This is a genomic window from Rhodococcus sp. T2V (assembly GCF_029269925.1).
Taxonomy (GTDB): domain Bacteria; phylum Actinomycetota; class Actinomycetes; order Mycobacteriales; family Mycobacteriaceae; genus Rhodococcus_F; species Rhodococcus_F koreensis.
This window is the reverse complement of the sequence record NZ_JARJBD010000012.1, coordinates 141,250-165,492: the sequence shown is the minus strand read 5'-3', so window position 1 is coordinate 165,492 and position 24,243 is coordinate 141,250. Positions and strand designations below refer to the sequence as shown.

Below are 24,243 nucleotides of genomic sequence, written 5' to 3'. Positions count from 1 at the left end.
GCGGCTCCGCCGCCCGTGAGTACTTGTTAACCGCCGGACGTTAACAAGTACTCACAGGCGCGTCAGCGCACGACCCGACCACGTACCCGCCCGCACCTGATCGATCACCGAGACGACGTCGGCAATCGGGACCTCGTGCGTGATCGACTCGAGGCGGCTGGGTGCGAGGTCGGACGCGAGACGGCCCCACAGTCGGCGCCGCTGGTCGATCGGGTACTGCACCGAGTCGATGCCGAGCAGGCTGACCCCGCGCAGGATGAACGGCAGGACCGTGGTCTCCAACTTCGGTCCGCCGGTCAGTCCACTGGCCGCCACGGCACCGCCGTATTCGATGGTGCTGAGCACGTGGGCGAGGGTGGCGCCGCCGACGCAGTCGACCGCGGCAGCCCACTGCGCCTTGCCGAGGGGACGCGGTTTCGTGTCGGGTTCGGGGAGGCGTCCGATCACCTTGCTCGCGCCCAGCTGGGTGAGCAGTTCCGCCTTCTCCGGCTTTCCGCTCGACGCGACCACCTCGAAGCCGGCCGCTGACAGCAGGTCGACGGCGACGGTGCCGACTCCGCCGCTCGCCCCGGTCACCAGCACCGGACCGTGGCCCGGCTCGACGCCGCGAGACTGCAGTGCCTCCACACTCATCGCGGCCGTGAAACCGGCGGTCCCGATCGCGGCGGCGGTTCGGGTGGACATGCCGTCGAGTTTCACCACCCAGTCGGCCGGGACGCGGGCGAACTGCGCGTACCCGCCGTGCCGGGCGGTTCCGATGTCGTAACCATGGGCGACGACCTTGTCACCGACCGCGAACTCCGGCGACTGCGACTCGGCGACGATGCCCGCGACGTCGATGCCGGGCACGATGGGATATTCGCGCACCACTCCGCCCTTCGGCGTGAGCGCCAGCGCATCCTTGAAGTTCACGCTGGAGTATTCGACCCGGATCGTGACCTCGCCCTGTGGCAGGAACGATTCGTCGACCGTCTCCGCGGAGAGGCCGATGGCGCCCTCGTTCTCGCGAGCGATCCAGGCGGTGAATTCCTTCATCAGCTTGCTCTCCTGACCTCGGGGGTGCGTCGAGACCATCATGCGACAACTGCGCCGCGTCGACGATGCCGGGGCGAGGATCCCGGGATCAGAACCTGAGGAGAACCTTGCTCGACGACGACGCGTCCTTGGCCGACGCGAACGCGGTGAGCGCGTCGGCTACGTCGTACTCGGCCGTGATGATCGGATCGACCGCCAGCGAGCCGTCGGCGAGAGCGGCCACGACCTCGTCGATCTCGTCGTTGAAGCGGAACGAACCGATCAGGTCCAGTTCCCGGGTGATCGCGATCGAGACGGGTATCGGCTGATCACCGGAGGGGAGCAGCCCGACCATCACGACCCGGCCGCCGCGCGCGGTCCCGTGGATCGCCGACGACAGACCGCGGTGGTTGCCGGAGCATTCGATGGCCACGTCTGCTCCGACCGCCGAGACCGCGCCGGCGTCGGTGGCCGTGAGGGTCACGTCCGCGCCCACGTCGCGCGCGATCTTCAGTGGGTACTCGTGCATGTCCACGGCCATGATCTTCCCGGCGCCCGCTCGCTTCAGTACCGCCACGACGAGCGCGCCGATCGGCCCGGCACCGATGACCAGGACCGATCGGCCCGCCACGTCCCCGGCCCGCGCGACCGCGTGCCACGCCACGCTCGCCGGCTCGGCCAAGGAGGCGAGCCGCAGATCGAGCCCGGACGGGAGGACCCGCAGCATGCGGGTCGGGACGGCGACGTGGCTGACGAACAACCCGTCCGCGTGCGGAAAGTGCGCCGCACTGCCCAGGTACGTGCATCCGGGGGAAATGTTGGGGCGGTCGGCCGGATACGTCGCGCTGTCGCCGCCGGGTGTCGCGGGGTGGATGGTGACGGGTGCGCCGGGACGGGGACCGCTGCCGTCCGCCGCGCCGATCAGCACCGTTCCCGACGCCTCGTGCCCGAGCCGCATCGGTGCGCGGAGGATCGACTCGCCCGCGGCGCCGTGCTGCCAGTAGTGGAGGTCGGATCCGCAGATTCCGCCGTAGGCGATGCGGATCACCGCCTCGTCCGGCTTCGGTGCGGCGATCGGCACGTCCTCGACGCGCAGGTCGTTCGCGCCGTGGGCGACGACCGCCTGCGCATGCGTCGGAACCTCGATCGTTTCCGTGCCGATGGTCTCGGTGGTGTTCATCGGTGAAGTCCAGTTCTGTCGGAGGTGGGAGCTTGTCATCTGGTGACGGGTTCCGCGGTGGTGAGGAGTCCGAGTTCGTCCCTGCGCGGCATGCCCTCCCAGTCGCCGGACACGGTGCACGCGAAGGCCCCCACGGTCACAGCGGTCCTCAGTCGGTCGCCGGGTGACTCCCCCGCGAGGCGGTCCGCGATATATCCGGCGACGAAACCGTCTCCGGCCCCGACGGAGTCGACGACGGTCACCGGCACCGCCGGCAGGGAGAGCGTCTCGCCGTCGACCATCGCCAGGCACCCCTGGTCTCCCAGTTTCAGGATGCTTTCGCGGGGCCCCAGGTCGCGGACACGCGCGACGAGTTCTGCGGGGTCGCCGTCGCCCACCGCGATCGCGGCCTCGTCCTCACCGGCGAAGACGATGTCCGACAACGCGATCAGCTCGCGGAAGACGGGACCCGCTTCTTCCGGCGACCACAGCGCACGGCGGTAGTTGAGATCGAACGACACCGGAATGCCCAGTGCGCGTGCCCGTTCGACGCAGGACAGAGTGGTCTTCCTGGCGCTGTCGGACAGGGCCGGGGTGATGCCGGTGACATGCAGCAGCGACGCCGACTCGAGGCGGTCGTCCGCGATGTCCGACATCGTGAGCCGCGACCCTGCGCTGCCGGTCCGGTAGTACCAGACGCGGGTGGCGGTGGCGGTTCGCCGCTCCTTCACCATCAGTCCGGTCGGGGCGTCCGGATCGCGGATGACGTCGGCGGTGATTCCCTCGGCCCGGAGTTCACGCTCGACCAGGTCACCCAGGCTGTCCTGGCCGACGCGCCCGATCCAGGCGACGTCCACGCCGAGCCGTCGTAGCGCGATCGCGAAGTTCGTTTCGGCCCCGCCGATTCCCAGGTGCAGCGTCGAGGTGTGGGCGAGTGCACCGGTGTCCGCCGCTCGGGTGAGTGCCATGGTTTCGCCGAAGGTCAGTACCGTCATCACGCGACCGCCGGTTCTGCGACGACGCCCGCGAGGCGCCGGCATCGTTCGGCCAGCTGACCGAGGTCCCCGCCGCGGAGTGCGTCCCCGATCAGCGGGCCGCCGAGGCTGACCGCCGCCGCTCCGGCTGCGATCCACACGGGGACGTCCTCGATGCTCACCCCACCCGAGGGGACGACCTGGATGTCGGGGAAGGGCCCGCGCAGGTGCGCGATGTACTCCGGGCCGACCACCGATGCCGGGAACAACTTCACTGCGGTCGCACCCGCGTTCCATCCGTTCCACAGCTCGGTCGGGGTGAATCCGCCCGGGTAGATCGGGACACCCGCACGCACGGCCGTGTCGATGACGTCGAGGTTGGTGGTCGGTGTCACGAGGAAGTCGGCACCCACGTCGAGGGCGGCCCGAGCCTGGCCGACGGTGGTGACCGTCCCGACCCCGATCTCGACGCCGTCGGGTGCGTCGCGCCGGATGCTGCGCAGGGAATCGAGAGTGCCCGGCGTGCTCATCGTCAGCTCGACGGCACGCACCCCGTTCTCGGCGAGGACGGTCACCACCGAGGCGTAGAGGTCGGCGTGTGCGGCGCGCAGCACTGCGATCACGGAGAAGGTCATGCCGCCGTCACCTCACGATCGGTGGCGTTGGCGGCCAGCGTGAGGTCGCGGTCGCGGGTTTCCGGGGCCATCGTCGAGGCGATCAGGACGGTCAGGGCCATCACGATCATGTAGACGGCCACCGGGATCCACGAGCCGGAGAAGGCCGTGACGAGGGCCGCGCAAATCAGTGGCGCGACACCGCCGCCGAAGATCGACGCGAATTCACGGCCGAGAGTGACGCCGGCGTAGCGGTAGCGGGAGCCGAAGATCTCCGGGAAGTAGCTCATGGTGACGCCGACGGCGCCCTGGCAGGCGAGGATGAAGCCGACGATCATCGCCATCGTGATCAACAGGTGCGAGCCGGTGTTCAGGGCCAGGAAGGTCGGCACCGGCAGGATGATCAGCGCGATCACGATCGAGAGGTACACCGGCTTGCGGCCCACCCGATCCGACAGCCGACCGAACCCGTAGGCCGCGATGCCGCCGCAGATCGCCCCGACCAGCAGCACCTTGGGAATGAACGTGGGGTCGACATGCACGTCGTTCTTGAGGTACGACGCCATGAACACCTGGTACGTGTACGACTGCGCGCTGATGCCGATCGTCATGAACATGACGATGAACAGCGGCTTCTTGCCGTTCGCGAAGATCTCCTTCACGGGCGTCTTCGGAACGTGGTGCTGCTCCTTGAGTTCCTGGAACACCGGGCTCTCGTTGAGTTTGCGACGGATGACGAAGGCGGCGACAGTCACGAGCAGACTGCTGATGAAGACGAGCCGCCAGCCCCAGGACATGAGCTGCTCCTCCGGCAGGAGCTGCGCGGCGATCCACGCGACTGCGCCGAGTGCCGTGCCCAGCGCGGCCCCGGTCATCACCAGCGCGGCGAGCCGGCCTCTCCTGCCTATCTGCGCCGTCTCCGTCAGAAGGGTTGCACCACCGGACTGTTCGGCTCCCGCGCCGAATCCCTGGAAGAACCGGCATGCGACGAGGAGAGCCGGTGCGAGCAGCCCGACCTGACTGTAGGTGGGCAGCAGACCGATACCCAGTGTCGCGCCGCCCATCAGCATCAGCGTCGCGACGAGCACCCATTTACGGCCGAGACGCTCGCCGTAGCGCGAGAAGAACAGGCCGCCGAGCGGTCGGGCGAGGAACCCGACGGCGTAGGCGCTGAAGCTAGCGAGGATGCCCGCCGCGGGCGAGATGTTCGGAAAGAACAGTGTGTTGAAGATCAGCGCCGAGGCGGTGCCGTAGATGACGAAGTCGTACTGCTCGAGTGTGGTGCCGATGAGTCCCGCCCACGCCGCCCGGCGGACTGCGGCCGGGTCTGCCTGGGGTGTACCGCCTGCGCGGCCGGGTGTTTTCGGGTTCACCGTGGGGTCGAGTGTAGTGTCCATGGATTCCTCCATTGGTGGTTCCCGGAAATTCCGGGCAGGGGGTGAGAGAGTCAGAGGGTCGCCCTGGACTGCAGCGTGATCGCGCCGAGGTCCGGGACCGGGGCGGATGCTTCACCGGCGGCGACAGCCGGCCCGTGGCGGACGATGATGTCGACGAAGTCGGCAATCCGCGAGACGAACTCGGTGTGCGCAGCGAGAACGCTGGGAAACAGGCCTCCGTCGACGAAGACGGAACGAACGAATTCTGTAGTGGAAGCGGCGTTGTCGGCCATTCCTGCCAGGCGCGGTCGAGCGGGGTCGGTCATGGATCGTGCGTGTGGGCCGGGGTCGAAACCAGGCGGCGGGGCGATGCAGGCGAGATACGCCGCCACGGTCAGAGCCAGGAACTGCGGGACCTCACCGCGGCCGAGGTGTTCGAGCGCGGGGATCGGGATACGCTGCGCCAATTTGACCGATCCGTCGGAGCCGACCTGCGAGGTGCGGTGTCCCAGAGCGGTATTGGACCAACGTGAAAAGAGCTGCCGGATGTAGTGGTCCGTGTCGACCGCTTCGGGAACGGCGACTGTCGGCAGGTATTCGTCGCACAGGATGCGGCGCGCCGCGTCCTCGACGAACGGTCGTGCCACGGACTCGGGGATGGTGGCACACCCGTCGAGTGCGCCGAGATACGCGATGAGCGAATGCGTCCCGTTGAGCAGCCGGACCTTCATCAGCTCGTACGGCTCGACGTCGTCGGTGAACAGTGCGCCGCCGCGCTCCCAGGCGGGACGGCCGGCGGCGAACTTGTCCTCCATCACCCACATCGTGAACGGTTCGGCGGGGACGGCGATCGTGTCCCGCACGCCAAGGTGCGTCAGGGCCGTCTCGTTGTAACGGTCCGAACTCGAGGGCACGATGCGGTCCACCATCGAATTGGGGAACGTCACGGACGCATCCATCCAGGTCAGTACCTCCTCACGGAGGGGTGCCCCGAAGGTGCCGACGAACTCGCGCACGAGCCGTTCGGTCTGCCGCCCGTTTGCCAGCAGGTTGTCGCAGCTGAGGATGGTGATCGGGGTGCCGTGTGTGCTCGCCCGCAGGGCCAGTGCGCGGGCGATCTGTCCGATCGTCGTGCGCGGCGTCGAGGCCTCGGCGAGATCACGCCGGACGGCGTCGGAGTCGAGGTCGAGGGATCCGGTCTCGGGCGACACGGTATACCCGTGTTCGGTCACGGTGATCGTCACGATCTTCGTTGCCGGATCTGCGATCGCGTGAACGACGGACTCCGGATCCTGTTCGGCCACCAGGGTCCCGGTGTGGGAGCCGGGAACATTGACACGCGATCCACCGGGCGAGATCTCGACGACGCTGTAGAGCAGATCCTGCGCCGTCATCGCATCGGCGACGGCGCTCGACCGGCTCGCCACACCGAGGATCCCCCACGGCCCGGGTTCGCGTTCCATTGCGAGCGCGGTGTAGACGGCCTGGTGGGCACGGTGGAAGTTGCCGAGCCCCAGGTGCACGATCCCGGTGCCTACCGGCACCCGCCGGTGGATCAGTGCCGCAGCAGAAACGTTTCGGCGTGAGAGTGGGTGTTCGGTCACGCTCGTCACCAATCCGTCATGGAGCCGTCGCGGCGCCGGGCGACCGGGAGGTAGGCCTGTTCGTAGGGATACTTCGCCGCAAGTTCCTCGTTCATCGTCACTCCGACACCCGGTGCGTCACCCGGGGTGAGATGGCCGTCCGCGAACGACCACGCGTGCGGGAAGACCTCACTGACCAGCGGGTCGTAGCCCATGTATTCCTGAATTCCGAAGTTCGGCGTCGCCAGTCCGAGATGCAGGCTCGCGCCCAGGGAGATCGGCGAGACGTCCGACGGGCCGTGCGGTCCGCCTCGCACCTGATACACCTCGGCGAGCGCAAATATTTTGCGGACGTGGCTGATTCCGCCGGCGTGGACGATCGCCACGCGAATGAAGTCGATCAATTGCTCGGTGATCAGGTGCTGGCAATCCCAGATCGTGTTGAAGACCTCGCCGATCGCCAGCGGCGTCGTGGTGTGGTTGCGCACCAGACGCAACGCGTCCTGGTTCTCGGCCGGCGTGACGTCCTCGAGCCAGAACAGATTCACCGGCTCGAGCGATGTGCCGAGCCGCGCGGCCTGCTGCGGGGTGAGTCGATGGTGGGCGTCGTGCAGCAACTTGAGGTCGGGGCCGACGTGGTCCCGGACCGCCGCGAGGACCCCGGGCACATGATTGAGGTAGGCGTCCGTGTCCCACACCTCTTCGACCGGGAGTGCGCCGCGGCTCGCGGGCTCGTATCCCGCCGCCCCCTTGTGCACGCCGTAGACCGAATCGAGTCCGGGCACCCCGGACTGCACACGAATCGCCTGAAAGCCTTTCTCCCGCTGGGCGTCGACGGAGTCGAGCAGCGCGGGCACGTCCCACCCGGTGGCATGGGTGTACGACAGGACGCGGTCACGCACGGCACCGCCGAGCAACTGGTAGACGGGCTGGCCGAGCGTCTTGCCCTTGATGTCCCAGAGCGCCACGTCGACCGCGCCGATCGCGGCCATCGTGACAGGCCCGCGGCGCCAGTACACCCCACGGTAGAGGTACTGCCAGGTGTCCTCGATCCGCGTCGCGTCCCGTCCGATCAGTAAGGGAGCGACATGGTCTCGCAGATACGACGCGACGGACAGTTCGCGGCCGTTCAGTGTCGCGTCACCGTAACCGACGACGCCGTCGGCGGTGGTGATCTTCAGGGTGACGAAATTGCGGGTGGGGCTGCAGACAAGCACGTCCGCGGAGATGATCTTGTCGGTCATGCCCGTGATCCTTTCGCTCCGACCGCGGGAGCAACGACGTTGCGCAACTGCTCCCCGCGTGCGAGTCGGGTGATGTTGTCGGTGATGTCGTCGACGCGGCCGAGAAACGTCTGCCGCGACACCCCGGAAGAATGCGGCGTCATCATGATGTTGGGGAGTTCGGAGAACAGGAGGGCACTGGGCGCACCTCGACCGTCGGCTCCGGGATAGTCGTACCAGACGTCGATGGCCGCGGCCGCGATGGTCGACGAGGACAGAGCGTCGAACAGTGCCTGCTCCTGGACGAGAGGTCCGCGGCCCACGTTCACCAGCACACCGTCGCTGCCGAGCGCGCGCAATTCCTCGGCGCCGATCATGCCCCGTGTCCGGTCGTCGAGCGGTGCGGACACCACGACCACGTCGGACTCGGCGAGCAGGCGCTCGAGTTGGGACACATCGGCGGCCCAGTCCAACCCCTCACCCGTCGCATCGACGTTGCCACGGCCGGTCACGGCCGCTCCTGTCGCGCCGAATGCCCGGAACAGATTCCACGTGGCGTTGCCGATGTGGCCGAAACCCACGAAACCCACCCGCGCACCCTGCAGTGAATTCGACTGCGTGAGGCGGTCGTCGTAGACCGATGTCGCCCACACCCCGCGCCGCAGGGCCGCGTCCTGGGCGACGAAGCCGCGCCGAAGCATCACCGCGGCCGCCACGACGTATTCCGCGATCGACTTCTCGTGGTGGAAGGTATTCGCCACCAGCACGTCGGGGGCCAGGGCGCCGAACGAAATGTTGTCCGTGCCGGCGCCGGCAACGTGGACGAGCCGCAGCATGGTCGCGGACGACGCCATCGACGGCGTGAACTTTCCCCCGACGTACACGTCGGCGTCACGCAGATCCTCGATCAGGGCAGCCTCGTCGAAGCTGCCGTGCCAGGACAGTTGCGATCCTGCGGGAACCGCGGCATCGAACCGCGCCCGATGTGGGATCAGATTACTGTCGGCAACAACGATTTTCATCTAACGGCTCTCTTTTCCGGGGCGAAACACCCGATCGTGCGCCGGTCCGGCCGACGCACGGACGACAAGTTGTGTGGGGAGGTGAACTTCGCGGACGTCGGAATCCGGTTCGCCGGCGCGCTGGTACACCAGGTCGAGACTCAGCACGCCGGCTCTCGCCATGGGCACGTTGACACTCGTGAGCGCGGGGTTGGCGAGCTCGGCCAGCGGTGAGTCGTCGATGCCGACGACGCTCAGGTCGTCCGGAACCGAAAAGCCCATTGCGCGCACGCCGTTCATCACACCGATCGCCATCGGATCGTTGTGGGTGATCACGGCACTCGCACCGGTCGCGATCACGCTCGCGGCCGCGGCATGACCACCCGCGAGGGTCTCCTGCTGCCAGCCGAGCAGGCTCAGCTGCACATCGCGGGACTTGCAGAATTCCTCGACCGCGGCGACGCGACGCTGATTCGACCAGGACTGCGGCGAGCCCTGGACGTAGGCGAGGTGTTCGTGCCCGAGGGCGACGAGGTAGTCGATGGTCTGACGAAGACCATCCTCGGAATCCGCCACGATACAATCGCATTCGGGCGAAGACCGGTTGACGAGCACCAGTGGGGTGTCGCCGGCAAGCTGCACGATGTCGGAGGCGGGCAGTCGCGGCGCGCAGACGACGAGTGCGTCGACACGACCCTGCAATTCGCCGAGGACCTCGCGCTCACGATCCGCGCTGCCGTCCGTGTCGGTGAGGAGCACGGTCTGCCGCCGGTGCCACCCCTGAGCCTGCGCCGCCTTCACGAAACTCGCGAACACCGTGTGCGCGATGTCGGGCACCACGACAGCGACGGTGGTCGCCGTCGGCCTCACGGCGTCGTTGCGTGTCGGCGACGCCGCCCGGTAGCCGATCTCGTCGGCGACCGCGATGATCCGCGCGAGAGTGTCCGGTCCGATCCGGTCCGGGGCACTGAACGCCCGCGATGCGGTGGACAGGGATACCCCTGCGCGTTGAGCGACCTCGGTCAAGGTGGGTGCCACGGTGCTACCGCCTCGCTGTTGGTTGTGACTGCCGACACACACTATCCACCGCCTTGCGCAAGATTGTCAAGACTTGCGCAAGACTTGCGGCAACTGTTGTGCGTCGTGCGCGGTCACACGTCCAGGAGTGACAACAGCCGATCGGATTCGAACAGCGCGTCCCGGTCGAACGTGGACGTCGAGGCCAGGAGTTCGTCGGCGCCGGTGCGTGCCCTCAGCGCGTCGAGCGCGACCGTCACCTGTTCGGCGTCGCCGTGGATCGACGACGCGATCGTGGCGTCGACCTGTTCGCGCAGCCGCGGGGTCCAGGGCTGAGTGCGTATGTCCGCGACCGAGTCGAGCGGCGGAAACTCCCCGGTCCGGCTCGATTGCGCCAGCGCCCACGCCTCCGGGAGCAGCAATTCGCGGGCCCGGTCGTCGTTCTCGGCGATCATGACCTCGAGCGAGATCATCACGTACGGGGCCCGGTGAGCGGCGGACGGGACGAAGCTGTCGCGGTACCGGTCGAGTTCCTCCACGCGCGGGCCCGCCCCTTGCAGGATCGGCCCGCCGACCACCACCGGCAGACCGGCCTTCGCGGCGAAGTCGAGTCCGCGGCGAGTCGCGAGAACGAACATCGACGGGGGGTTCGCCACCCGGGGCCGGGCCGTCACCGCGCCCTTGCCCTCGAGGTAGCTCCGGACCTCGTCGAGGTCGTCCGCGAACGTGTCGGGGGCGTTGCGGTCGCGTCGCAGTGCCTCCCGCACCGGCTTCGTGAATCCCAGCGACCGTCCGACCCCCAGGTCGATCCGGCCCGGGTACATGGCCTGGAGCATCAGGAACTGTTCGGCCACCACCAACGGCTGGTGATTCGGCAGCATGACACCACCCGACCCCAACCGGATCCGGCTGGTGCGGGCGCCGAGGGCGGCGAGCAGCACGGGCGGCGACCCGCTCGCGATGCCCGGCACGGCGTGGTGCTCGGCCACCCAGAACCGCTCGAATCCGAGGTGTTCGGCGTGCACCGCCCGCTCGATCGTCCCGGTCAGCGCGGCAGAGTCGGGCGCACCCCGGCGCGTCCGGGACCGGTCGAGAATCGACAGCTTCATCTCCGGGGGAACCGCCGTCCTGCCGGCGGTATTTCCTCACCCCGTCCGCACTCGGTGGACGGGTGTGCCCGCTTCGCTGACATACTGACCGCCGCAGGATCCACGATCGCCGGGAGGTCAATGGTGAGCAGCACAGGGACTATGTCGTTCTCGCTGGACGTCACGTCGCGGTCCGCAGCGCAGATGCGGGAGTGCGCAGAGTTCTTCAGCGAGCCCGAGCTGGCCCACCTGCCCACCGCCCGCCTCGCGGACGCGCTGGAGTCGCTGGCCGAGACGGGCCGCTACGAGCACACCGTGGAGGAACTGGAAGTCGGCTCGCAGCTGGCCTGGCGCAATCACGCCCGCTGCGTCGGTCGCAAGCACTGGCGCACGCTGAAGCTTCTCGACGCCCGGCACGCCACCAGCGCCGACGAGATCGCGGAGGCGTGCTGGGAGCACCTGCGGGTCGCGACGAACGGCGGCGCCCTGCGCTCGGTCATCACGGTCGGTCCCCTACCGCTGGCGGACGGACGCGAGTACAAGATCGTCAGCCCGCAACTGATCCGGTACGCCGGCTACCGCCACGCGGACGGGACGGTGACCGGGGACCCCGCCCAGGTCGGAATCACCGAGGCCGTCACCAGGATGGGGTGGCGCGGCGCCGGAACACGTTTCGATGTGCTTCCCCTGCTGATCAGTACCCCGGACGAGCCACTGCGCTGGTACGACGTTCCCCCGGAGCTGGTGCTCGAGGTCGAGATCGAGCACCCCGACTACGCCTGGTTCGCCGATCTCGGTCTCAAATGGCATGCCGTGCCCGCCGTGTCGAACATGCACTTCTCGGTCGGCGGGCTGACCTACCCACTCGCCCCGTTCAGTGGCTGGTACGTGAGCACCGAGGTCGGGGCCCGCAACCTCAGCGACCAGGATCGCTACGACATGCTGCCCGCCATCGCCGAGAAGCTGTGCCTGGACACGTCCTCGGAACGGACGCTGTGGCGCGACCGGGCACTGGTCGAACTGAACCGCGCCGTGATCCACAGTTACCGGCAGTCCGGCGTGCACATGGTCGATCATCACACCGTCGCGAAGCAGTTCATCAGCCATGTCGAACGCGAGGAATCGCTGGGCCGGAAGTGCCCCACCGACTGGTCGTGGATCAACCCACCGATGTCGGCGGCACTCACCCCGACGTTCCACCGGCTCTACGACGCACCCGACATGGACCTCCGCCCCAACTTTCTCCCGGCGCCCGCAGGTTGTCCGATCACCGGCGGGAACCTGTAGGACGTCGGCCGACACGCTGCCCGGTCAGCCGCGGTAGGGCGGGGCGACGCCCCAACCCCAGTGCGGGACGGGTGCGTGCTCGACCACCTCGGCTCCCGGACTCGAATTCTGCAGGGCAAGCCTGGTCCCCCACTCGACGTATGCCATGAAGGCGGAGCGGAATTCGGGGTCGGACGGCAGGGCCGCGTCGTCGGCGGCGAGACTCATGGTCGCGGCGAAGCGGTGCCGCTGCTGCGGGCTGATGGCAAGACCGATGTGGTGCCGCAGCATGCGTTCGTAGCCGCCGAGGTGTTCGGTGTATCCCGGCGGGCCGCCGAACACCTCGCACCACCACAGGGTGACGTTGCGGCGATGCTCCTCGTGCACGCCGCCGGGGAACATCGGCGACAGCAGTTCGTCGCGCTCCACCCGGTCGTAGAAGGCGTCGATCAGCCGCCGGAACGACTGCTCACCGCCCGCCCAGTCGTACAGGGACGGTGTGTCCTGATCACTCATGCGAGCTCCCGATTTCCGTCGTCTCTCCATTACAATACACATCAGTATTGGATTGAAAGGAGGTTCGAGCATGAGTGTGGCCGGGCGCAGTCGCGACACCGACATCGATACCCGGGTCCTGAGAGTTGCGGGCCGGCAACTGTCCCGGGCCGGATACGACGCGATGTCGCTCGCCGCGATCGCGGCGGAGGCGGGCACCACCCGCCAGGCGCTGTACCGCCGGTGGGCGACGAAGGCGGAGTTGGCCGCAGCCGTCGTGGCGCAGTTGGCCGACGAGGAGACCGGCCGGTCGTCGGCGGACCCGTTCGGTGATCTCGTTCGGGAACTGGCCGACTTCCAGCGCGGTGTGTCGCGCACCGGCCGGCTGTCGCTGGTCGGGACGATGCTGCAGGACACGACTGACGGCGACGTCCGCGCGCAGTACCGCGCCCGGGTGGTGGCACCGCGCCGGCGTCGTATCCGCGCCATCCTGGATCGTGCCGCGGAGCTGGAGATGATCGACGCCGACGCCGATCTCGAGGTCGCCGTCACGATGACCACGGGCAGTTGGTACGGCCGCGCCCTGGCCGGCGATCCGCCCCCCGCGGACTGGGCGGCCCGGACCGCGGCGCTGACCTGGCGGGCGGTCGGAGGAACGGTTCCCTCCTGACGTGCCCCCTACGCAGCGGACCGGCGGTCGCCCATGTTCCGCGACATCAGGACCCCGGCGAGGAGGAGAACACCCGCGATCGCGATGAACCATCCCGTGCGGTGCAGTCCGTCGTCGCCGATGACGTGACCGGCAGTGGTCTGCAGCACGACGGCCGACAGGTTCGCCCCGATGTACTGCACGGTGCGGTACATCCCGATCGCCGTGCCCACTTCCTCGACGGACGTGACCGAGCTGATCAGATTCTGGTTGCCGATGTTGTTGAATCCGTTGGGGATTCCCAGCACCGCCGCCACCATGAGCAGCACGACGATCGGGGCGGTGCTGCTCTCCACCGAGGCCAGGAGCACCCCGCCGACCAGCAGCGCGCACGTCCCGACGGTGAGTGTTCGGCGCACCCCGTGCCGCCGGTACGTCCGGGACGCGAGCAGTGTGGAGCCGATCCCGACGACGGCGACGGGCAGCATCGTCAGCCCCGCCTCGGTGGCGCCCATCCCCCGGGAGTACTGCAACCACTGCGGGATTCCGAAGAAGACACAGTAGAAGGCCGTGTACGTGAGGAGGGTCCGCGCGAGGGTCGCGCTGAGCGCCCGGTTCCGGGCCAGCGCCCGAACGTCGATGAACGGTTCGTCCGCCCGACGTTCCCACTGGACGAACAGCGCCAGCACCAGTGCCCACACGGGGATCAGCCACCACACCGGGTCGGTGGTGACCGACAGCAGGAACAGCATCGTGGACGAGACGAGCGCGAGGAACAGCAGGACTCCCACGACGTCGAGCGCGTGCACCAGTTGCCGTCGGCTGACCGACATGCCGCCGACGAAGCCGACGTTCGCGAACTTCGTGACCGCCACCGCGCTGAACGCGACGATCGGAAGGTTGATCCACATGATCGACTGCCAGCCGAACGCACCCACCAGCAGTCCGCCGAGCGTCGGGCCGAGTGCCACGACTCCCTGGCTGCAGATCGCGAGGGTCGTGATCGCGGTGCGCGGTTGCGCACCGTGCCGTTCCGCGTAGCCGCGAATCATCGTCATCGCGTTGGGATACTGGGTGGCGGTTCCGATTCCGACGAGGATGCGGGAGAAGATCAGCCAGCCGACCGTGGGTGCGAGCAGACCGGCCACGGAGCCCAGCGCCACCAGGGCGAGGCCTCCGAGGTACACCTTCCGCGCCCCGAGGAGGGCGCCGAGCTTTCCCGCCATCGGCGCGGTGACGGCGGTGGCGATGTAGAGCGCGGAGATCACCCAGGTGATGCCGGACGAGGAGCCGAACTGGGCGGCGATGCCGACGATCGCCACCGCGATCATCGACGAGTTCAGGGGTTGGAGGATGCTCCCGGTGGCGACGGATCCGCTGACCCGGAACGGTACGGACGGCGACTTCTGCGCGACAGCGGTGTCGGCGACGGTCGCGGTCACGAGCTCATCAGTGACTCCCGCTGCGGCGCCGACTCGGGGGTTGCTGCGAGTCGGCGGAGTAGCCGTCCGGCGATGAAGAGGAGGTCGCGTTCGGCGTCGGTGCATTCGGCGGCGAGCGCCGCCGAGAGCCATTCGCTCCGCCGCGACCGGTCGGCGGTGAGGGTCTGCAATCCCAGCGCGGTGATCGCGACGATGCTCGCCCGGGCATCCTGGGGGTCCACGGTGCGGGATACCATCCCGGAGTCTTCGAGAATCGAGACGGTCCGCGCGATGGACTGCGGCGCCACCTGCTCGAGATCGGCGAGAGCACGGGCGCTCATCGGACCTTCCCGGTCGAGATGCGCCAGGGCCTGCAGCTGCGAGGGCGTGAGCAGGTGCCCGGAGCGCTGAGTCCGGATGCGCCGGGTGAACATGACGACGTCCTCACGGAGTCGATCAGCCTTCTCGTCCATGTATTCGCCTCTCGTTCGCCGGAGTAATTTCATTAGCCAGTCTAGCTGTTTTATTTCCCGAGGTCAATCGTCATGTTGCGTCGACTACGTGCGTCTACGGCTATACATATTGACAGCACAGCTGTCTAAAAAACCGTGGGTGGGCGGATTCACCCAGGTCGGGCGGGGTCGGCGAGTGTCTGACAGGAAACTCCGAGCCGATCGCTGGCAGTATGAGGACGGCGAACGCTGATCGAGATCCGAAAGAAGGTGGTCGTGACTCTCCGCACACGGACAGCCGGCATCGTTGCAGTGGTGGCCCTGACGTTCCTGGCCACGGCATGCACCATCGGAGACACCGGCACCTCGGAACCCCCGACCACCACCCAGGCCGCGCCCGCCTCGATCGCCGTTCCCGCGGCAGCAGGCGCGCCGATCAACCCGACCACCCCCATCGTGGTCACCGCCACGGGCGGCCGGCTGACCACCGTGACGGTCACCAATCCCGCGGATGCCGGCGCACCGGTCGCCGGCGCCCTCGCACCCGACGGCACGAGCTGGACGAGCACCGCACCCCTCGGATACGGGTCCACGTACACGGTCGTCGCCGACGCGGCGAACCCCGACGGAGCCCCCGTCGAGCAGACGTTCACGGTGACGACGATGACCCCCGATTCCACCGCGTACGCGAACGTCGTCCCGGCACCCGAGGTCGTCGCGGACACGGGCATCGGCGTCGGCCAGCCCATGGTGTTCCAGTTCACCGCTCCGGTCGCCAACAAGGCCGCGGTGCAGGAGCGACTGCACGTGACGACGACACCGCCGCAGCCCGGGGCCTGGTACTGGACCGACGATCAGAACGCGCACTATCGCGCCGCGAACTATTGGGCGCCGGGAACCAAGATCCACATCGAGGCGGACGTGTTCGGCGTCGACCTGGGCGACGGCGTCTTCGGCGCCGAGAACAATGCCGCCGACTACACCGTGCACGACTCGTGGGTCGCCAAGGCCGACGGGGCCAGCGAGGTGCTCACCGTATTCCACAACGGTGTCCAGGAGACCTCGATGCCGATGAGCCTCGGCTCTCCCGACCACCCCTCGCACGAGGGCCCGCACGTGGTCTCCGACAGGCAGCAGAGCATCATCATGGACTCCTGCACGTACGGCGTCTGTGCCGGCGACCCCGACTACTACCGCGAGAAGGTCGACCTGAACCTCCGCATCTCGAACGACGGCGAGTTCGTCCACTCGGCGCCGTGGTCGGTGGGCGATCAGGGCAACAGCAACGTCTCCCACGGCTGCGTGAACCTGGCTCCCGCCAACGCCCAGTGGATGTTCGACCACTTCGGTATCGGCGACGTCGTCGAGATCACCAACTCGGGCGGACCGATCCTGCCCGTGTGGGACACGTACGGGGACTGGGAAGTTCCGTGGGCCGAGTGGCAGGCAGGTAACGCAACCGGATAGGAGGCGCTCATGAGTTCACCATCCGCGGAATGTGTCGCGCAGCTGAAGGCGGTGCTCCCGCACCGGGTTCATCTGCCGGACACCGGCGACTACCGCGCGGCACTGGGCAGAGTGTTCTTTCCCGACGCCGCGAGACGCCGCCCGTCCTGCGTCGTCGAACCGGAGTCCGTGGAGGACGTCTCCACCGTCATGCGGGTTGCGCACCGGACGGGCGGCACCGTCACCGTCCGCGGCGGCGGGCTGAGTTCCAACTGCGTCGCCGACGACGCCGTCATGCTCGACTTGTCTGCCCAGATGAACACGGCGCGGCCCGAGGACGATCGAGTGGTCGTCGCCGGTGGCGCGACCGTGGGAACCATGCTGGACGCCCTCGCCCCCACCGGCCGGGTGGTGCCGGTCGGGATCGTCGGACATGCCGGCTTCGGACTCGTCACCCGCGGCGGCGTCGGCTACCTCACCCGCAGTCTCGGGCTGACCGTCGATCAACTGCTCGAGGTCGAACTCGTGCTGCCCTCCGGCGAAGTCGTCCACCTGTCCGATGCCAGTACCGGCGACGAGGCCGACCTGTGGTGGGCGGTCCGGGGTTGCGCCCCGTGCTTCGGTGTCGTCACGTCGGCGGTGCTGCGCACCCATCCGCAGGGCCCGGTGTGGGTCGATCGAATGGTGCTCGGACTCGACGCGCTCGCCACCTATTTCCGTGTCGCCCCGACGCTTCCGCGTGACACGACGATGGGCGCGGTGCTCGGTTACAGCGCGCTGTCCGCCGACGAACCCGTCCTGTTCGTGTACACCGCGTGCGCGAGCGACGACGCATCCGACATCGACCGCGCCCGGGCCGCCGCCACCTCGGTCGCCGCCGTGTCGGGTAGCGTGCTGTACCGGTCCGAGACGACGGGCAACTACCTCTCCGGGCTACCCGAATTCGCGCCACCCGGAGCCGACGGCGAAGAACCGGAACCGATCCGGCTGCCCCAACCGGGTGACCACAGGGGGTCGTTCTTCGGGAAGGCCGTCTTCACCGGACCGACCCTCGACTCCCACCTCGCCGAAGCCCTGGCCACCCAGATCCGCGGGGCGCCGACGCGGGAATGTCGAATCGACTTCCAGCACACCGGCGGTGCGCTCGCCGACGTGGGTGACGGCGACACCGCATTCTGGGGCCGGAGCGGCGAGTGGAACATCCCGATCAACGCGATCTGGTCCGACCCCTACGACGGCGCCGCCTGCCTGTCGTGGGCGGGCGGGACCCTCGACGCGCTCGCACCCCACACCACCGGCGTCTACAGCGTCGAAGTCCGGCCCGGATTCCCCGAGACCGGAGCCGAGATCGACGCTGCCTACGGCGGAAACCTGCGGCGACTGCGAGAACTGCGGCAGCGGCACGATCCGATGGGGGTGCTGACGCACTACCCGCTATAGCCCCCGCGATTCATAACTCCGATACGGCGGGCTCTACTCGCTGAGTACCGCCGCCGTGGGCCTGAGGTGGTCGCCCGACCTGCGGCAATCCGGGCCTTGCCAACCTTCCCGGGGATAGTTATGGTCAGACCTATGACATAAATTTTCGATCGTCCTTACCCCGACGAGACGAGTCGGCTATGCGCTGCGTTGCATCGCCGAGGTACACATGACTGCACCCTTGCCCGCGAACTCCCCGCATCTACGTCTACTCGACGACATTCTCATCCGCACTGCCGCGCAGGCCGGTTTTGAAACGGCGAGCATCCTGGTGAAAGACGGTGCTCGTGGAATATTTATCCCCCTCCCCCACAACGGGTCTCAGTTATTATCCCTTCGTGTGCTACCCGAAGACCCGCTTGTTCGGCGGGCGCTGGCATCCACCGAGCCGATCGTTGCTTCCGTTCGAGCCCTGACGCACGTTTCCCCGCACGAACCTGATTTTGCCCGGGTAGTTCTTCTTCGCGTGTCCGATCCCGGATCGTCGCCTATCCGGCTTCTTCTCCTCAGCGATTCACGGCCGGGAGCCAAATTCACCACCGAACACTCCACCGCGGTGCTCGCTCTCCGCACACTTGTCGATTCCGCAGCGCTCACCGTCCTCGACGCCGAGGAACAACGACGTCGCCGGCGGGACCTCGAACACGGCAGACTGCTCGCCGACGAACGTGCCGCGGTCGTCGAACGACTCGACGATGCCGTTGCCACCGCCGACACCATGTCCGCGATCGTCCGAGTCTGCGCGGAGTTGACGGGGAAAGCCGTAGTCTTGTTCGACCTGCGCGAGCGGATGATCACCGCCGCGGGCCCTCATTCCGCAGGACGGGTCTCGATGCCCTCGCTCGGAACAATCCTCCGTTCATACCCTCGGGACTCGACCGTGGGACCGAGACCCATCGTTTTGTCTGCCGGACCGGCCACAGATCTTGTCCGCCGCAAGATCGTCACCCCGATCGTGGAGCGTGGTGAGCTCTTCGGGTGGCTGGTGCTCGATGAGCATCCCACGCCGCTGCGCCCCACCGACGAGTACACCGCTGCTCGCAGTGCACGCCGTATCGGCTCCCAGTTCTTGATTCAACGGCGCATAGCTCGCGTCGCGTGGAACGCCAAATCTGCGCTTACCCGACAACTCGTCGATGGAACGGGTGTCCAAGAGGATCTCGCCGCGAGCGGCGAGTATCTGGGCGTGAACACGGAGGCCCGTCGCGTACTCGTTTTCGTACAGGTGCCGGACGGGGAGACCGAAGATCTCGACCATGCCATGGTCGAACATCTGGAGAATTCCCTTGGCGTCGAGGTGCTGTCGACTCGAGGGTCAGAGGGGCTGCTTCTGCTGGTGGAGTCCTCGGACGATGTCGGATCGGTAGTGGCCGTGTCGCGGGTCAAAACCGCGGTCGCACAGGCGGCTGCCGAATTGTGCCAGCCGCCGGGACTGATCGCCGGCGTGTCGTCGGTGTGCGAACCGGCTGCGTTCTCCCGTGCGCACCGTGAGGCACGCGAAGTCGTGAAATGTATGGACCGTTTCTCGGAACGGTCGACGCACCGAATTCTCTCGGTCGACGATCTTGGGCCGGCTCGCGTATTTCTGGCGAACGGTGACGTTGCGGCCCTGCGACATTACGCCGACGATGTCCTCGGCCCCATCCTGGGCGACGATCCCGGCTGCGCCGACTTACTGCGTACTCTGCAGTGCTGGTTCGACACCGGTCGCAGCCCACGCGGTGCCGCAAACCAGCTCGGCGTGCACGAGAACACGGTGCGGCTACGCCTCTCGCGCGTTCGGGCCATGATCGGCCTCGACGTCGTGGGAACTGCGGCGGACCAATTGAGCGTCCAGACCGCACTTCTCGTACTTCGTTTTCAGGGCCACCCCGCACTCGTCGTCCTCGACCGAAGCGAGGAGGGCGAGATGGGTCTCGACCACGCCGTCGTAGACCGCACTTGCACTGTCGTCTCACCACCAGGGTGCGACCGCGTTCGGCCGGGAGCGAACCGGCCGAATCTGGGATAAACCGTCTTCACCCCGATCCGCATTCGTTCCGCGCAGGATCAACAGGTACGCCGATGCCACCATCGCCAACGTGATGTGCCGGTACCACGGCCGGTACCCCCGGACTTGATAGTCCGAGAGCCCGGACTCGAGTCGTGCCGATCGAACGCATTCGTCGATTGCCCGCCGACCGTCTGCTATGCGAGCGAGCTCTGACAGGATGCTGCCGATCGGACCGAAGCACAGGTGATAGCTGACATCGGACGGATCGGTGATCGATCGACCCGCCAGCAGCCAGTTCCCATACTGCCGCCCCGATCTGTACAGGTCCACCGCCGCCCAGTCCCGGACCCGAAGACCTGCGACATCGTCGAGGTGACTGAGACGGTGCCACACCGATTCCGACAGTTCGTCGATCACCTCTGCCGCAGGACGGACCTGCAGGTTTGCAGTGGCAACCCGGCACTCTCCTGGAACCTCGACCACATGTGGCACGCCGCGTTCCTCCAGCCAACTCCGCAGCTGCTCCGACCGTCCATGGCAAACACCCGCCGTCACCCACCCGAACGGAACGTCCGCGTCGAGTGCCCGGCCGATCATCACCTGAGCCAGGTCTGACGGGCTCCGGTAGCCGACCGAGTCGTCGACACCAGCCCCGCGGCACCGACCCCGGTTGTCCGTCCACTCTTGCGGTAGGTAGAGCTCGCGGTCGATCAGGCCACATCCCGCTTCGGACGCGTACGCCAGGAAGACGCCGATCTGAGCGTTCTCGTGTCTCCCGGTTTCCTCCGCGATCCTGGTTGTCACCCCGGCGGATCGACGCCCTCGCTTCAGAAAAGGCGTCTGACCCACTATCAACCGCCCTTGCCAGATGTCGCCGATGGCCCCGACAACCACCTCACGCACGTCGTCACGAACGCCGTCTTCGTCCCACGTCGCTGCATTCAACAACCGCTGCATACCTTCCGGGCCGGCCTCACCCGCCGATTCGGCCTGGACCCACCCGTTCTTGCGTTCGCCGCCGCTCACCAACCCGTGGACGTAGGCCGACATTCGCCGACGCGGTTCGACACGGAGGAATCGGTGCGCGAAGCGGGCGCAGAAGACAGCGAGCCCCGGCGACAGATCGCGGCCCCCGATATCGGCGGCCGGTCTGGCTCGATTCCCGTTGATTGTCACAATATGTCGTTGTAGTACATCACGAGCAGTTCCGGAAGCCCCCCGTTTACAGTGACGGCGGTCACCGGTATGGGAGAAATTGTGGTCTCGCCCACCACTGGAATCGCGCAACACCCGCACTTCGGCAATCGTCGTCGGCCTACGAGCCAATTCCAACGCATGCTCTCTACCAGATCACCCGCTGATCAGCCAGCGCGCTTCAGCGCATCGCTGTCGGATCGGACAGTCTTCGCGCACCCGTGATGTCAGCCGCAACCTGGCACGTCATTGTCCTCCACCCCGGAGCGTTCTTATGGTTCGCGGTGACGTCGTCACTTCCCGCTGGGACACCAACCCTCCGCGATCCATCCTCAGAAGGTTCAGATGACCATGGATAAACATCGGCTGAACACCGCCGTGCAGACACCCGACTCGCCCACCGAGAACCTGGAATCCGCAGTTTCCCGAAAGATCGCGTTCCGGATCGTTCCCATGTTGTTCCTCGGAGCGCTCCTCAGCTACGTGGACCGCACGAACATCGGTGTTGCCAAACTCGAGATGCAGGCGGACCTTGGCCTCACCGAAGCCGCATTCGGTCTCGGCGCCGGCATCTTCTTCATCGCGTACGTGCTTTTCGAGGTCCCGAGCAACATCGCACTCCACCGAGTCGGCGCCCGGATCTGGATTGCCCGGATCATGGTGACCTGGGGCCTGATCACCGCATTGATGTCCTTGGTCGACAACCTCTGGATGTTCTATGGGATGCGGTTCCTCCTCGGCGCCGCCGAAGCAGGCCTACTCCCCGGCGTGGTCTACTACCTGACCCGGTGGGTACCGTCGGCGAACCGGGGACGAATCCTCGGGCTGTTCTTCCTCGCCATCCCGGTGGCCTCGGCCATCGGTTCCCCCCTCACCAGCACTCTCATGTCGTTCCACCCCTGGGGATTCACCGGATGGCAATTCATGTTCATCGCCGAAGGACTGCCCTGCCTGGTGCTCGCTGCCGTCATCCTCAAATTCCTTCCGAACGAGCCCGGCGACGCACGATGGCTCAATACCTCTGAGGTGCAGTGGATTACCGACACGATTCGCCGGGAGAGCCCCGATAGCACCGGGGACGGAACCGGCCGTTCCTCGTGGACGGACGGATTGAAAAACTACCGGGTGCTCATGCTCTCGGTCGTGTACTTCTCGATGGTCGTACCCATCTATCTCATGGGCTTCTTCCTTCCGTCGATCATCAAGGAGATGACCGGCGGCACCATCGGCACCATCGGCATCGGCTACATCGCGGCAGTACCGTACATCTTTACCGGAATCGCCATGGTCTTGATCTCCCGGAGCTCGGACCGAACCCAGGAACGCATGTGGCACTTCGCCGTTCCCACTCTGATCGGCGCGAGCGGATGGGTGGTCGCCGCCGCCACCGTATCGTCGAATCCGGTCGTCGCCGCCATCGCGATTTGCGTCGGCACCGTCGGCGCGATGGCCACCATTCCGACGTTCTGGACGACCGCACCGAAGGTCGTCTCCGGCGCGGCCGCCGCCTCTGGAATCGCGTTGATCAGCAGCATCGGCAACATCGGAGGATTCGTCTCGCCGTACATGTTCGGCATCATCCGCGATGCGTTCCCCGGCGATGCCGGCAATCGGCTGTCTTTCCTCGTCGGCGCGATCGTTCTGGGCATCGGGGGCATCCTCATGATCGCGATTTCGAAGACCCTTCCCCCGACCGCGAAGGATCTTCCCTCGACCACACCAACGAACACGAAAACCGCACAGCTACAACACGACTGAATTCACTGACCACATCAGACCCAACTGACTCCACACGAGGAAACACTGTGATCAACTACACCGACACCGAATTCCACCCCCGCGACCTCACCGATCGGACCTGGACCGAAACCACGGTCCTGATCATCTCCGTACCCGAAGCAGCAATCTTCGGCAACGCCTACGTGCTGGCCCGTCCGAATCTCGGTGTCACCCTGTCCTCGGTGATCCTGGGCCAGGGATTCTGCCGCCAACCCTACGAAGTCGACTTCACCGACCCCCAGATGCATCTCCCCTGCCCCGAGTCGTTCAGCAACTACTCCCTGGACAACGGATTGACCGTCTCCTCGGACGGTCCGCGCAACTACCGCATGCAATACAAGAACGCGCTCGGCGCGGCGAGTTTCGATCTCACCTTCGAAGGATTGCACGACCCGTTCGACCCACACGACCCCGATCAGAACCCACTCCTCGAGCATGACCGCGCCTCCTCGGACGACGCCCGCAAGGGTGACGAGTGGGAAAACGGCCATTTCGAGGTCAAGGGCCGGATCCGCGGCGAGCTGGAACTACGGGGGAAGACCTACCAGGTCGAGTCCTACGAGGGGATGGACCACAGCTGGGGCCCCCGCACCGAAATCGGCACCCGCTCGGTCTCCTGGGTCTCGATCAACTTCGGTGAGGACTTCGCAATGCACATGGCGGTGCCGATGCGGATCGAACGAGGCCAGGTGTTCTACGACAAGATCCGCTTCGGGTACGTCGTGGACCAGGGCGAGGTCCACGGCCTGGTCGACGGAACAATCCAGGCCGAGCGCGTCGACATGCTCGCGTTCAGCAATCACGTCACAGCCACCGACGTCCGCGGCAAGAAGTACGAGTTCTTCGGCAGCGCGATCGCCGGCCACCCGTGGTACACGTTCAACCCGTCCCACGTCTGCTACCAGTCGTTGTTCCGCTACGAGCGCGGCTCCGCCGTCGGTTACGGCGAGATGGGCGACATCTTCGGCCTGGACTACATGGCGGAGCGGATGTCCCGCCACGGCCGGTTGAAGTAGGAGC

21 protein-coding genes are annotated in these 24,243 nt (G+C 67.0%); 7 read left to right on the top strand and 14 right to left on the bottom strand.

What is annotated here, in order from left to right; all coding sequences use genetic code 11:
* Positions 1 to 51 precede the first annotated feature (51 nt).
* The 10 genes from P3H15_RS13525 to P3H15_RS13480 form a co-directional block, all read right to left on the bottom strand.
* Entirely contained in the window at positions 52 to 1,035 is a 984-nt protein-coding gene (locus P3H15_RS13525) for an MDR family oxidoreductase (protein WP_276137705.1), read from the bottom strand.
* A gap of 88 nt (positions 1,036 to 1,123) precedes the next feature.
* A complete protein-coding gene (locus P3H15_RS13520) occupies positions 1,124 to 2,194 on the bottom strand; it encodes an L-idonate 5-dehydrogenase (RefSeq protein ID WP_276137704.1) in 1,071 nt (356 codons plus the stop codon).
* Between the two features lie 35 nt (positions 2,195 to 2,229).
* Complete coding sequence (locus P3H15_RS13515; RefSeq protein WP_276137703.1) at positions 2,230 to 3,168, bottom strand: sugar kinase; 939 nt, start codon at positions 3,166 to 3,168, stop codon at positions 2,230 to 2,232.
* Positions 3,168 to 3,782, bottom strand: coding sequence for a bifunctional 4-hydroxy-2-oxoglutarate aldolase/2-dehydro-3-deoxy-phosphogluconate aldolase (locus P3H15_RS13510; RefSeq protein ID WP_276137702.1), 615 nt, complete (start codon positions 3,780 to 3,782; stop codon positions 3,168 to 3,170). The genes P3H15_RS13515 and P3H15_RS13510 overlap by 1 nt, the downstream gene beginning before the upstream one ends.
* Positions 3,779 to 5,158 (bottom strand): MFS transporter, encoded by a 1,380-nt coding sequence (locus P3H15_RS13505; RefSeq protein ID WP_276137701.1) that lies wholly within the window; start codon positions 5,156 to 5,158, stop codon positions 3,779 to 3,781. Before P3H15_RS13505 ends, P3H15_RS13510 begins: the two co-directional genes overlap by 4 nt.
* A 50-nt stretch (positions 5,159 to 5,208) precedes the next feature.
* On the bottom strand, positions 5,209 to 6,741 hold the full coding sequence (locus P3H15_RS13500; RefSeq protein WP_276137700.1) for a mannitol dehydrogenase family protein: 1,533 nt from the start codon (positions 6,739 to 6,741) through the stop codon (positions 5,209 to 5,211).
* Between the two features lie 5 nt (positions 6,742 to 6,746).
* On the bottom strand, positions 6,747 to 7,964 hold the full coding sequence (gene manD / locus P3H15_RS13495) for a D-mannonate dehydratase ManD (RefSeq protein ID WP_276137699.1): 1,218 nt from the start codon (positions 7,962 to 7,964) through the stop codon (positions 6,747 to 6,749).
* Positions 7,961 to 8,965 carry a 2-hydroxyacid dehydrogenase gene (locus P3H15_RS13490; protein WP_276137698.1) on the bottom strand — a complete coding sequence of 335 codons (1,005 nt, stop codon included), beginning with the start codon at positions 8,963 to 8,965 and terminating at the stop codon, positions 7,961 to 7,963. The genes manD and P3H15_RS13490 overlap by 4 nt, the downstream gene beginning before the upstream one ends.
* The gene (locus tag P3H15_RS13485) at positions 8,966 to 9,982 is read right to left on the bottom strand and encodes a LacI family DNA-binding transcriptional regulator (RefSeq protein ID WP_072937191.1); all 1,017 of its coding nucleotides are present in this window, start codon (positions 9,980 to 9,982) and stop codon (positions 8,966 to 8,968) included.
* 113 nt (positions 9,983 to 10,095) lie between these two features.
* Complete coding sequence (locus tag P3H15_RS13480) at positions 10,096 to 11,070, bottom strand: LLM class flavin-dependent oxidoreductase (RefSeq protein WP_276137697.1); 975 nt, start codon at positions 11,068 to 11,070, stop codon at positions 10,096 to 10,098.
* A gap of 141 nt (positions 11,071 to 11,211) precedes the next feature.
* Between P3H15_RS13480 and P3H15_RS13475 the strand changes: the two genes are divergently transcribed.
* Positions 11,212 to 12,336, top strand: coding sequence for a nitric oxide synthase oxygenase (locus P3H15_RS13475; protein WP_276137696.1), 1,125 nt, complete (start codon positions 11,212 to 11,214; stop codon positions 12,334 to 12,336).
* A 24-nt stretch (positions 12,337 to 12,360) separates the two neighbouring features.
* On the opposite strand, the gene P3H15_RS13470 is transcribed toward P3H15_RS13475, so the two are convergent.
* Positions 12,361 to 12,831 (bottom strand): group II truncated hemoglobin, encoded by a 471-nt coding sequence (locus P3H15_RS13470; protein WP_276137695.1) that lies wholly within the window; start codon positions 12,829 to 12,831, stop codon positions 12,361 to 12,363.
* A 70-nt stretch (positions 12,832 to 12,901) separates the two neighbouring features.
* Between P3H15_RS13470 and P3H15_RS13465 the strand changes: the two genes are divergently transcribed.
* Positions 12,902 to 13,480, top strand: a complete 579-nt coding sequence (locus tag P3H15_RS13465; protein ID WP_276137694.1) for a TetR/AcrR family transcriptional regulator — start codon at positions 12,902 to 12,904, stop codon at positions 13,478 to 13,480.
* Positions 13,481 to 13,488: 8 nt separating this feature from the next.
* On the opposite strand, the gene P3H15_RS13460 is transcribed toward P3H15_RS13465, so the two are convergent.
* Positions 13,489 to 14,901, bottom strand: a complete 1,413-nt coding sequence (locus tag P3H15_RS13460) for an MFS transporter (RefSeq protein ID WP_276137693.1) — start codon at positions 14,899 to 14,901, stop codon at positions 13,489 to 13,491.
* Positions 14,898 to 15,353, bottom strand: a complete 456-nt coding sequence (locus tag P3H15_RS13455; RefSeq protein WP_276137692.1) for a MarR family winged helix-turn-helix transcriptional regulator — start codon at positions 15,351 to 15,353, stop codon at positions 14,898 to 14,900. Before P3H15_RS13455 ends, P3H15_RS13460 begins: the two co-directional genes overlap by 4 nt.
* A 249-nt stretch (positions 15,354 to 15,602) precedes the next feature.
* Here P3H15_RS13455 and P3H15_RS13450 point away from each other — a divergent pair, with 249 nt between their 5' ends.
* The 3 genes from P3H15_RS13450 (at position 15,603) to P3H15_RS13440 (ending at position 20,268) form a co-directional block, all read left to right on the top strand.
* On the top strand, positions 15,603 to 16,799 hold the full coding sequence (locus P3H15_RS13450; RefSeq protein ID WP_206016015.1) for an Ig-like domain-containing protein: 1,197 nt from the start codon (positions 15,603 to 15,605) through the stop codon (positions 16,797 to 16,799).
* A 9-nt stretch (positions 16,800 to 16,808) separates the two neighbouring features.
* Positions 16,809 to 18,218, top strand: coding sequence for an FAD-binding oxidoreductase (locus tag P3H15_RS13445; protein ID WP_276137691.1), 1,410 nt, complete (start codon positions 16,809 to 16,811; stop codon positions 18,216 to 18,218).
* Positions 18,219 to 18,723: 505 nt separating this feature from the next.
* Complete coding sequence (locus tag P3H15_RS13440; protein WP_276137690.1) at positions 18,724 to 20,268, top strand: CdaR family transcriptional regulator; 1,545 nt, start codon at positions 18,724 to 18,726, stop codon at positions 20,266 to 20,268.
* Here P3H15_RS13440 and P3H15_RS13435 read toward each other — a convergent pair.
* Complete coding sequence (locus P3H15_RS13435; protein WP_276137709.1) at positions 20,212 to 21,387, bottom strand: IS701 family transposase; 1,176 nt, start codon at positions 21,385 to 21,387, stop codon at positions 20,212 to 20,214. The two genes, P3H15_RS13440 and P3H15_RS13435, sit on opposite strands and share 57 nt — an antisense overlap.
* A gap of 402 nt (positions 21,388 to 21,789) precedes the next feature.
* On the opposite strand from P3H15_RS13435, the gene P3H15_RS13430 reads away from it, so the two are divergent.
* On the top strand, positions 21,790 to 23,202 hold the full coding sequence (locus tag P3H15_RS13430) for an MFS transporter (protein ID WP_276137689.1): 1,413 nt from the start codon (positions 21,790 to 21,792) through the stop codon (positions 23,200 to 23,202).
* A 47-nt stretch (positions 23,203 to 23,249) separates the two neighbouring features.
* Positions 23,250 to 24,239, top strand: a complete 990-nt coding sequence (locus P3H15_RS13425) for a hypothetical protein (protein ID WP_276137688.1) — start codon at positions 23,250 to 23,252, stop codon at positions 24,237 to 24,239.
* Positions 24,240 to 24,243 lie beyond the last annotated feature (4 nt).

Bases quoted from the DNA above. Each gene is read 5' to 3' on its own strand.
- P3H15_RS13525 (WP_276137705.1), bottom strand. From the start codon at position 1,035: ATGAAGGAATTCACCGCCTGGATCGCTCGCGAGAACGAGGGCGCCATC.
- P3H15_RS13520 (WP_276137704.1), bottom strand. From the start codon at position 2,194: ATGAACACCACCGAGACCATCGGCACGGAAACGATCGAGGTTCCGACG.
- P3H15_RS13515 (WP_276137703.1), bottom strand. From the start codon at position 3,168: ATGACGGTACTGACCTTCGGCGAAACCATGGCACTCACCCGAGCGGCG.
- P3H15_RS13510 (WP_276137702.1), bottom strand. From the start codon at position 3,782: ATGACCTTCTCCGTGATCGCAGTGCTGCGCGCCGCACACGCCGACCTC.
- P3H15_RS13505 (WP_276137701.1), bottom strand. From the start codon at position 5,158: ATGGACACTACACTCGACCCCACGGTGAACCCGAAAACACCCGGCCGC.
- manD (WP_276137699.1), bottom strand. From the start codon at position 7,964: ATGACCGACAAGATCATCTCCGCGGACGTGCTTGTCTGCAGCCCCACC.
- P3H15_RS13490 (WP_276137698.1), bottom strand. From the start codon at position 8,965: ATGAAAATCGTTGTTGCCGACAGTAATCTGATCCCACATCGGGCGCGG.
- P3H15_RS13480 (WP_276137697.1), bottom strand. From the start codon at position 11,070: ATGAAGCTGTCGATTCTCGACCGGTCCCGGACGCGCCGGGGTGCGCCC.
- P3H15_RS13475 (WP_276137696.1), top strand. From the start codon at position 11,212: ATGTCGTTCTCGCTGGACGTCACGTCGCGGTCCGCAGCGCAGATGCGG.
- P3H15_RS13470 (WP_276137695.1), bottom strand. From the start codon at position 12,831: ATGAGTGATCAGGACACACCGTCCCTGTACGACTGGGCGGGCGGTGAG.
- P3H15_RS13465 (WP_276137694.1), top strand. From the start codon at position 12,902: ATGAGTGTGGCCGGGCGCAGTCGCGACACCGACATCGATACCCGGGTC.
- P3H15_RS13455 (WP_276137692.1), bottom strand. From the start codon at position 15,353: ATGGACGAGAAGGCTGATCGACTCCGTGAGGACGTCGTCATGTTCACC.
- P3H15_RS13445 (WP_276137691.1), top strand. From the start codon at position 16,809: ATGAGTTCACCATCCGCGGAATGTGTCGCGCAGCTGAAGGCGGTGCTC.
- P3H15_RS13430 (WP_276137689.1), top strand. From the start codon at position 21,790: ATGACCATGGATAAACATCGGCTGAACACCGCCGTGCAGACACCCGAC.